We start from the raw sequence: 9457 nt of genomic DNA, 5'->3' as shown, positions 1-9457 counted from the left end.
TTGTGTGGGAGAGGCTCAAGCAATCATGGTCATTCTGGTAGCGACCAAGAGACAACGGGTCAATGGCGGCTCCGTCCCGCAGTGCGGCCATCTGAGGCACAACAGAAAGGAGCGACGGAGAGTTCGCGAAGATCACTTTGGACGATGCTGTTCAAATTCCAAATGATGGGCGAGCCTTGGTTTGCCTAGTCTCCGGTCGCTATGTTCGATATGGCAAAGCCGGTCAGTCTCCGCTTTCGGAGGGCCATCCTGTGCAAATGCACGTTATGTCAAATGGCTATGGGGGTAAGCCCGATCACACAATATGCGAACTGGTACTCACCGTGGAGCAGCTGGAGAATTTGGTAAATCCGTTGAATGCCGACATTCGCAGACCTGAACGGTCATCATGAAGGGGCCCAGGTTTATGCGTCTTCTTCGCCAGTCTGTTTCAGGCATTCCTCGACCAATGGCAGGCCCTCATTTGCTGCGCCCTGAAGGGTCGGCACCTGCGCGCCGCCGCCGCCGCCCATATTGACCGCGCCTTTGAGGTTGATGGTCGCGGCCTCCAAGGTGATTGTGCCGCCGCCCATGGTGATTTTGGCACCCGGCGCTTTGATCACAAATTTCTGGTAGGCCATCAGCGTGTGCAGCTTGGTGTTGTTGGTGATCGCCTCGGTCACGTTCAGCACGGAGCGGCCCAGCACGGTGCGCTCGGAATTGCGCCCGACCTTCTGCAGGTAATCGGCAAACACATCCTGTTTGTGGATGTTGCCCACATTGTGGATGTGGTCCTTGCCGTATTTTTCCTGCTGGTTCTGTTTCACCTCGTAATAAACGTCGCGCATGACGGTGTGGCGGGCGTCTTGACCAATGGTCTCGGTATGGTCGCGGCCGATGCTGATGGTTTTGTCGCGCCCCACGGATTCCATCTGGTCATTGCCAATGCTCTTTGTCCGGTCGTTCAGAATGTCGATCTGCTGGTCCTTTTGGCCATGCATGTAGATCAATTCTTGTTCTTTTTCGTCCTCGAAAGTCAGCTCGTTGAAACCTTCGCCCTGATGGGTGTCGGTCTTGAAGACGGATTTGGTTTTGTGGGACGGCAGGTCGTAGGGCGGCATGTTGCTGCCGTTGTAAACGCAGCCGGTGACCAAGGGTTTGTCCGGGTCGCCCTCCAGAAACTCGACGACAACTTCCATGCCGATGCGTGGGATCACCATACCGCCATAGCCGCGATGCGCCCAGTTCTGGCTGACGCGGCAGCGCATGGAATAAGCCTCTTCCAGATCCCAGTGGAAGTGCACCAGGATGCGGCCGTATTCGTCGCAGTCGATCTCGCCCTCGCCCACGACAACCGCCGTTTGCGGGCCCTGCACCACGGGGATGCGGGTTTTGCGTTCCGGGGCCAGCGGGGCCGTGTCGGGCATCAAGACATATTCGCCGGTATAGGCGTAGCCGTCCGAGGCCTGCTTTTGCGCCTCGCTGTCCATTGTGCCGTACGCGTCGGAGACGTAGCTATGTGACGCGCTCAAACACATGTAGCGTTGCCCTTTGACGCCGTCGACATGGTCGCCGGTCAGGGTCATCAACATGCCCGCCCCAAGCGAGGTACAATCGCCAATGGCGCGGTGCCGGACGTCCTGGCCCCGTTCCTGATCCGTGCGCAGCCCGATGACGCGCCTGCCCTGCCCCTGATCGAGGTAATCCCCCGGGTAGTCGTAGCTTTCGATCTGGCCTTCCGAATAGGCCGCGTCGCCCATCCGCTCCGTTTCCATCCCGGCATGCGGGGTCTTGAAATTGTAATCGGTCAGCCGCATCGCGCCGGTGGTCAGGCGGCTTTCCGGGTGCCACTCCCAGAAATGTTCGTGCTCGGTGTTGTGATGCCCGTCATAGGGTTTGTAGACGCGGCTGTTGCCGGCAACGGTGTCGTGGTTGTCGGTGCTGTCGGTCAGCTTCAGGGTGTGGTTACCGGGCTCATGGGTGAAGTGGTAGTTGATGCCGAACCGCTCCATCAGGCGCATGGCGAAGGCCATGTCGCTTTCGCGGTATTGCACGGTGTATTCCAGAACCGGATAATCCTCGGTCAGGACGACCTCCAATGCCGGCGCGCCCAGCCTGCCATAGGTTGAAAGCAGCTCTTCAATGATTTCGACCACGGTCATGTTGTGGAAAATGCGCTGGTTGCGCCGCCGTCCGGCCAGCCAGAACCAAGGCCGCAGGGTCAGCTCGTATTTGTTGCCATTCTCGCCGACGCCGGCCCATTGAGCCTCGGTGACAATGCCGTCGAAATGGCGTGGGCCATTGTTTTGGCTGTTGATTTCCACGCTGGCATGGGTGCCGATGATTTTGTTGAAATCAATGTTTGGGGCGGTGGACAGGCATTGCACCTTGTACTCGAACAGGTCGTTGACGTGGTCGCGTCCGGTAAACCGCAAAAGCACCAGCACATCTTTGCCCAGCACCGTGGTCAATTTCCCAAGGCGGGTCTCTTGCGTGAAAATGGCATTCATAAAGGAAGCCCCAAAGGTAAAATATGAGAGACAATTTCCCTCAAGTTACCATAGTCGCCCAGTCATGCAATCAGAAGGATGACATTGAAACGGAACAATAACCGGCGCGGACGGGTATTGAGCGTAGGGCGCGCAAAATCGGGGGGATGAAGTGGTGCCCAGGGGCGGATTTGAACCACCGACACGAGGATTTTCAATCCACTGCTCTACCCCTGAGCTACCCGGGCACCGGGCGTCCGCATAAGGGTATTCTGTGCGAACGTCCCGCTATTTAGGCCAGCGGTTTCAGCCTGTCCAGAGGGGATTTCGCAAAATCGCGACAAAGCCCGTCAGTGCAGTTTCGAGGCGTCATCCTCGGCGCGCTCACGCATGGCTTTGTCCAGCTCTTGCACCAGCTCATCCGCATCATCCTCGCTTTCGCTTGGCACGGCGTAGGCGCCCGTCATCCACTTGCCCAGATCAATATCCGCGCAGCGTTTGGAGCAAAAAGGGCGGTACTTCTCCGCCGCATCCTTGGAACATATCGGGCAGGCCATCAGGCAATCCCCTTGGGCAGCGGCAGTCTTTCGCGCTTGCGTTGCAGCTCATAGTGGCCCAGGGGCGTCCAGCCGACCAGCGCGGTTTCCACCGGGTCGGCCTTGAAGGCGGAACGCAGCACCTGTTCAAACTGTTTGCGGTCCTTCTTGGCCATAGGGGCCAGGTCCAGCGTGATCTGCCCGCCAAGCCCGCGCAGGCGCAATTCCCGTGGCAACGCCCGTGCGCAGGCCAGATTGGCCTTCAGCCCCGATGCGGGCGAGAAATCCCCGCCCGTGTTCACGTCCACCGCCACAAGCGCCCGGGTGGGTTCAATGAAAAGCGTGGTGCCGCCCAAAGTGACCTCTGCCGTGTCCAGCAGCGCCAAAGCGTCCAACACACCATGCGCCTCAAACCCGTCGACCGTTTCGGCCACGGGCCATTCACGCTCCGCCACCTCTTGCGCGTCGCCGCCATCGACCAGTAATTCGGGCTGGGTGTCAGCGTCGTTCAACACGGCGACGGCCAGTCCCAGAAAATGCTCCGCCTCGGCCGCGATGTCATCCTCTGCCGCGCCTTCGGCGCTGGACCTGACGATCAGTCCAATGCCCTCCGGCATCTCGAACTGGTGCAGGATCTCCAGCAAGCGTACCTTCTCTTCTTCGTCGCGGATTTGCCGCGACACGTTGATCCCCGCCGCCCCCGGCGTAACGATCACGTAGCGCCCTTTGAAGATGATCCGGTCCGTCACCGGGACGGCCTTGCCGGCCTCCGCATATGACGTCACCTGAACCAACAAAGGCTCCCCGGGCTTCAGCCCTTTCGCACCACGAAACAACGCCATGCCGCCATCTGGCAGCTTCATCATCATCCCGCCCTGCCCCTTCAAGGGCCGGTCGGTGATCGCCCGAAAGATAGACCCCGGCACGGGCGGTGCATCATCCGACGCGCTCAGCAGGAAGTCATCCAGCACCCCGTCGCGCATCAGCGCCGCTGCGGGCCGTCCATCCAACACGTCATGAACAATCTGCAACCCCTTCACAGCACATACCCCGAGGCACGTAGCAGCGACGCCGCTTCCGCCACAGGCAGGCCGACAACACCGGTGTAAGACCCTTGAATCCAAGGGATAAACGCGCCCGCCGGTCCTTGGATCGCGTAGCCCCCTGCCTTGCCGCGCCAGTCCTCCGTGGCAAGATAGCCGTTCAACTCCGCGTCGCTCAGCATCTTCATTTTCACCGTGGTGACAACGTCATTCGCCCAGAAATCATCGCCCCGCCGCACCACGACCGAGGTGATCACCCGGTGCCGCCTTCCCGACAAGGCCAGCAAAAACGCCGCCGCTTCCTTTTCGTCGGCAGGCTTGCCCATGATCCGCCGCCCCATGGCGACGGTTGTATCCGCGCACAGTGCAACCTCGTCTGAGGCCAGCGCCATCGCCTCCGCCTTGCCGCGCGCGATCCGGGCGCAATAGGGGCGTGGCAATTCGGCTTTCAAAGGGGTTTCGTCAATGTCGGGGGGCCGCACATCAGCTGGTACAACGCCAAGCTGCGCCAGCAATTCCAATCGGCGTGGGGAGCCGGAACCGAGGACCAATTTCAACGAAGGGTCGGCTTTGAGGGCGGTCATGACCGCGCCCAGAATTGAAACGTAGTGTCAGGCCGCATATGGCCTGCGGCCACACGCTTTCCCTGCACTGGTCGAAACATCCGTTTCGACCTACTTAAACCGGTAATTAATCCGACCCTTTGTCAGATCGTAGGGGGTCATTTCGACCTGCACCTTGTCGCCTGCCAGAACGCGGATGCGGTTCTTGCGCATCTTGCCTGCCGTATGCGCGATGATCTCATGGCCGTTTTCCAGCTCGACCCGAAACGTCGCGTTAGGCAGGAGTTCCTTCACAACACCGGGAAATTCGAGCAGTTCTTCCTTGGCCATGTTCACTCCATAATTGTTAACCCTCAAGCGGGCCGTGGCACTAAATGCGCCGCCCAAAGGGGTTTTTCAAGGGCAAATCGCGTGAACGCGGCGTTGCGTTCTTGGCTGTGGCACCGAACGCTTCGGTCATATGTCGTTCAAACCTTTGCGCTACACCCGGCCTCGACGTCAAAAACTTGGTTTCGGAGCGTGCGGCACGGGGAGAACCCGTTGTCCGGCGCTCACCTGAAATCGCATGTGAAAGGGGCCGAACGCCCCAAAAGGTGCGGGGGTAAAATCCCCGTCCGGCATAGCCATATTGGCGGCGCCGCCTTTCTTCGCTTCACTGCTTACATCCAATGAGACACCGCAAAACCTTGACGGACCAGGCAGGCCGCTCAACGGTTTTGGTGTGCTTATTCGGCCGTTGGCGGCCCGAACCGTTGTTCAATCCGGCCCTTGATCTGGTCGCGGGCCTGCCGGTAGGAATTCAGCTTTTCTTCGCGGCCTTCGCCCAACCCCGTCGGGTCCAGGATCGGCCAATATTCCACATCCAGGTGAAAATACCGCGTCAATTCAAGCGCTTGCCGTTGCGATGCGGGACTGAGCGCGACCACCAGGTCGAACCCCGACAGGTCGTCGCCCCATTCCTGCATCTCTTCAAAGCTGCGGGTGCGGTGCCGGTTCAGCTCCACATCCATCTCGGCACAGACCGCGACCGAAAACCCGTCGATATCAAGGTCGTTTTTCACTCCGGCCGACTGCACATAAATCTCGGTGCCGTAGAATTTCTTCATCATCCCCTCGGCCATGGGGGAACGGACCGCATTGTGGTCGCAGCAGAACAAAACCGATTGAGGACGCTCTGCGCTCATATCCTCAGCCCCCGAAATGCAGGACGCAAATGAGCGTGAACAGGCGGCGCGCGGTGTCTATGTCGACCTCCGCCTTGCCTTCCAGCCGCTCCTGCAGGACGCGCGCGCCTTCGTTGTGGATACCGCGCCGGCCCATATCAATCGCCTCAATCTGGCTGGGAGGCAGCTTTTTGACGGCGTCAAAGTAGCTTTCGCAGATCTGGAAATAATCCTTCACCACCTGCCGGAACGGCCCCAAAGACAGATGGAACTCCGCCGCCGGGTCCTTCGCCTCTGTTTGCACGTCAAACACTAGCCGCCGTTCGCGAATGGCCAGCCCCAACCGGTAGGGCCCGTCAGGCACATCGTCGCGCGGCACCGCAAAGGAGTTATCCTCCAGCAGATCAAAAATTGCGACCTTGCGCTCCTGTTCAATCTCCGGCGTGGGCGTGGGCAGGCCGGCGTCGTCAATCTCGATATGGATCAGCTTGCTCATCGGTTTAACCTGTCCAATCTGGCGCGCACTGACAAGCCATGCGCTTCCAATCCTTCCGATGTTGCCAGCCGCTCCGCCGCGGGGCCAATCGCCGAAAGGGCGTCCGGCGTCATCTTCGACAAGGTGGTGCGTTTGACGAAATCCATCACCGAAAGCCCTGACGAGAACCTAGCCGAGCGCGCTGTGGGCAGCACATGGTTGGGCCCGCCAATATAGTCGCCGATGGCCTCCGGCGTCCAAGCGCCAATGAAAATGGCCCCGGCATGTTTGATCTTGGCGGCAACGCCGTCGGCATCGGCGCAGGCAATCTCCAGATGCTCGGGCGCGATGCGGTCCGACAGCGCCACGGCCTCCTCCATGTCGCGCACCACCACAATTGCCCCGAAATCTTCCCAGGATTTGCCCGCAATCGCGCGCCGCTCCAGCGTCTCCAGCCGTTTCGCGACAGCATCCGCCACGGCTTGCCCAAACGCGGCGTCATCGGTGATCAGGATAGACTGCGCACTCTCGTCATGCTCGGCCTGAGACAACAGATCCACTGCAATCCAGTCCGGGTCATTGTCCTTATCCGCAATCACCAAAATCTCGGAAGGCCCGGCGATCATGTCGATGCCCACCTTGCCAAACACCCGCCGCTTGGCCGCCGCCACAAAGGCGTTGCCCGGCCCGGTGATCTTGTCGACGGCGTCAATGGTTTCGGTCCCGTAGGCCAAGGCGGCAATCGCCTGCGCGCCGCCAATGCGGTAAATCCTGTCCACCCCCGACAATTGCGCCGCCAGCAGCACCAACGGGTTGCACACCCCATCCGGGGTCGGCGCGCAAATCGCCAAGCGTTCTACGCCCGCCACCTGAGCCGGAATGGCGTTCATCAAGACCGAGGACGGGTAGCTCGCCAACCCACCTGGCACATACAGCCCCGCAGCCGAGACAGGCCCCCAGCGCCAACCCAGGGTCTCACCATGCGGTCCCTGCCAGGTCTCATCACCGGGCATCTGCCGCGCGTGATAATCCCTGATCCGCTCCGCCGCCAATTCCAACGCCGCGCGGTCTTCGGGCGACACTTTCGCCACCTCCGCCGCAATCTCATCACCAGAAAAGGCCAGTGTCTCAGCCGTCAGCTCGAGCCGGTCAAACTTCGCCGTCAACTCAAGAACCGCCGCATCCCCGCGCGCGCGCACATCGGCAATAATCCCCGCCACCACGTCATCCACGTCAGGCGAGTCCTCGCGCTTCATCGTCAAAAGCGCGGCAAAGGCGGGCTCAAACCCCGCATCGGTCGAGTTCAGAAACACAGGCATGCCAACCCCATACCCAAGCGTGAAAGAATGCTCAACGCATTGTGCTTCTTTCTGCCGAAAATATGCTGGGGATTTGCCCATGCGGCTAAGGGGCGAAGCCCCTTAAAGAGCATAATCAAACCGGCGCGCTGAAAGCGCTCACTCAGGATGGGTCGGCATGTTCCCCGATGGCGCGACATAGGCTTGCGTGACGTCTTGCAGGGTAACGTTGACGCATTCCACCTCCAGCGCAATCGCGCCGTCGCCCGCCAGCACCAGCTCGAACCGGCCCGCGCCGTCTTCGCCCGACTGCCAGTGCACCGACATCAGCGACATCACAACCTCGCCATCGGTGCGGTCCACCCCTTGGGTGGACACCGTCATCACGTCGTCAAAGGCCAGCACCGCGCGGGCGCGCTCATAGGCGCGGTCGCGCTGCCGTTTTCGGGTGGCGTCCTCCCAACGGAACCGGTTCAAAAGCAGGGCAAAGCGGCGTTGCTTGGGCCGCCACTTCATCTCGCCCACCGGGAACACCGCGTCCTGCACCAGAGACGAGATCACCTGCACGTCCTCAGCGTCTTCAGCGCGCAGCTTCAAAGGCCGGTCGGCCCCATCCTCAAACCGGGCGTCGTCACTCATTCCGGCATCCGCTCAATCTTGGCACCCACCGCGCCCAGCTTCTCTTCGATCCGCTCGTAGCCGCGGTCAAGATGGTAGACCCGGCCCACAACCGTCTCCCCTTCCGCCTTCAGCCCCGCAAGGATCAGCGAGACCGAGGCGCGCAAATCCGTGGCCATCACCTGTGCGCCTTTCATGGCCTCAACGCCCGTCACGGTGGCATGGCCACCTTGTACGTCAACCTGAGCGCCCATGCGGATCAGCTCGGGCGCGTGCATGAAGCGGTTCTCGAAGATCGTCTCATGCAGCACGGACACACCATCTGCAAAACAAAGCGCCGCCATCATCTGCGCCTGCAGGTCGGTGGGAAAGCCCGGGAACGGTTCCGTCTCCACATCCACCGGCTTCAAGCGCGACCCGTCATGGCGCACGACCAGGCTCTTGTCGGTCTCCTCAATCTGAACTCCGGTCGCTTCCAGTTTGCCGCAAAATGCCTCCACCAGATCACGGCGCCCACCGAGCAGTTCGACCTCGCCGCCCGCAATCGCGGGGGCGATCATGAATGTGCCCAGTTCAATCCGGTCGGCAATGACCTCATGGGTCGCGCCGTGCAGGCGGTCGACGCCTTCAATGGTGATAGTCGAGGTCCCCGCCCCGTCGATCTTCGCGCCCATAGCAGACAGGCATTTGCATAGATCCACCGTGTCAGGCTCCCGCGCCGCGTTCTTGATCACGGTCGTCCCATTGGCCAAGGTGGCGGCGGTTATCGCGTTCTCGGTGCCGCCCACTGTGACAAACGGGAATTCGATGACTGCGCCAATCAACCCGCCCTCGGGCGCTTTGGCGTGCACATAACCCTCTTCCAGCGTCAGCGTCGCGCCCAGCTTTTCAAGCGCCATCAGGTGCAAATCCACCTTCCGCGCGCCAATCGCGCAACCGCCGGGCAAGGACACCGTGGCCTCCCCCTCGCGGGTCAGGATTGGCCCCAGCACGTTGAACGAGGCGCGCAGCTTGCGCACCATGTCGTATTCCGCCTTGCGCGAGGTGATGGTGCCCGCCGACAGCGCCATGACGTTGCCGCCATTGAGCAAAGCCACTTCGCAGCCCAACGATTCCAGCAACGCGCCCAGCGTCTTGATGTCAGACAGGCGCGGCACGTTGGTCAGGGTCAGCGGCTCGTCGCTCAGCAAAGCGGCCGTCATCAATTTCAGACAGGTGTTCTTGGCCCCGGAGATCGGGATTTGCCCATTAAGCGGGCCGTTGCCCGTGACGACGATTTTATCCATGTTTTAC

The 9457-nt window shown here is 60.8% G+C and carries 10 protein-coding genes and 1 tRNA gene; all 11 read right to left on the bottom strand.

Going from position 1 to position 9457, the window contains the following annotated elements; genetic code table 11:
• Positions 1–404: 404 nt before the first annotated feature.
• The 11 genes from tssI to murA all read right to left on the bottom strand — a co-directional run bounded on the left by tssI (position 405) and on the right by murA (position 9450).
• A complete protein-coding gene (gene tssI / locus Q0899_RS19155; protein WP_298359477.1) occupies positions 405–2489 on the bottom strand; it encodes a type VI secretion system Vgr family protein in 2085 nt (694 codons plus the stop codon).
• Positions 2490–2641: 152 nt separating this feature from the next.
• A tRNA-Phe gene (locus Q0899_RS19150) sits at positions 2642–2716 on the bottom strand.
• Positions 2717–2818: 102 nt separating this feature from the next.
• Entirely contained in the window at positions 2819–3025 is a 207-nt protein-coding gene (yacG, locus tag Q0899_RS19145; protein WP_298359645.1) for a DNA gyrase inhibitor YacG, read from the bottom strand.
• Positions 3025–4044 carry a ribonuclease E/G gene (locus Q0899_RS19140; RefSeq protein ID WP_299195156.1) on the bottom strand — a complete coding sequence of 340 codons (1020 nt, stop codon included), beginning with the start codon at positions 4042–4044 and terminating at the stop codon, positions 3025–3027. Before Q0899_RS19140 ends, yacG begins: the two co-directional genes overlap by 1 nt.
• Positions 4041–4604, bottom strand: coding sequence for a nucleoside triphosphate pyrophosphatase (locus tag Q0899_RS19135; RefSeq protein ID WP_299195431.1), 564 nt, complete (start codon positions 4602–4604; stop codon positions 4041–4043). The genes Q0899_RS19140 and Q0899_RS19135 overlap by 4 nt, the downstream gene beginning before the upstream one ends.
• A 117-nt stretch (positions 4605–4721) precedes the next feature.
• A complete protein-coding gene (infA, locus tag Q0899_RS19130) occupies positions 4722–4940 on the bottom strand; it encodes a translation initiation factor IF-1 (RefSeq protein ID WP_007205486.1) in 219 nt (72 codons plus the stop codon).
• Positions 4941–5335: 395 nt separating this feature from the next.
• The gene (locus tag Q0899_RS19125; RefSeq protein ID WP_298359651.1) at positions 5336–5794 is read right to left on the bottom strand and encodes a low molecular weight phosphatase family protein; all 459 of its coding nucleotides are present in this window, start codon (positions 5792–5794) and stop codon (positions 5336–5338) included.
• Positions 5795–5798: 4 nt separating this feature from the next.
• Positions 5799–6269: a UPF0262 family protein gene (locus Q0899_RS19120; protein ID WP_298293050.1), complete on the bottom strand. Its 471-nt coding sequence runs from the start codon at positions 6267–6269 to the stop codon at positions 5799–5801.
• Positions 6266–7567, bottom strand: coding sequence for a histidinol dehydrogenase (gene hisD, locus Q0899_RS19115; RefSeq protein ID WP_299195151.1), 1302 nt, complete (start codon positions 7565–7567; stop codon positions 6266–6268). The genes Q0899_RS19120 and hisD overlap by 4 nt, the downstream gene beginning before the upstream one ends.
• A gap of 138 nt (positions 7568–7705) precedes the next feature.
• Positions 7706–8185 (bottom strand): DUF2948 family protein, encoded by a 480-nt coding sequence (locus Q0899_RS19110; RefSeq protein ID WP_298359654.1) that lies wholly within the window; start codon positions 8183–8185, stop codon positions 7706–7708.
• Positions 8182–9450, bottom strand: a complete 1269-nt coding sequence (gene murA / locus Q0899_RS19105) for a UDP-N-acetylglucosamine 1-carboxyvinyltransferase (RefSeq protein ID WP_299195147.1) — start codon at positions 9448–9450, stop codon at positions 8182–8184. Before murA ends, Q0899_RS19110 begins: the two co-directional genes overlap by 4 nt.
• Positions 9451–9457 lie beyond the last annotated feature (7 nt).

Source organism: uncultured Litoreibacter sp., assembly GCF_947501785.1.
Lineage (GTDB): Bacteria > Pseudomonadota > Alphaproteobacteria > Rhodobacterales > Rhodobacteraceae > Litoreibacter.
Note: the sequence above shows the minus strand (reverse complement) of the source record. Positions and strands in the feature narration are given on the sequence as shown.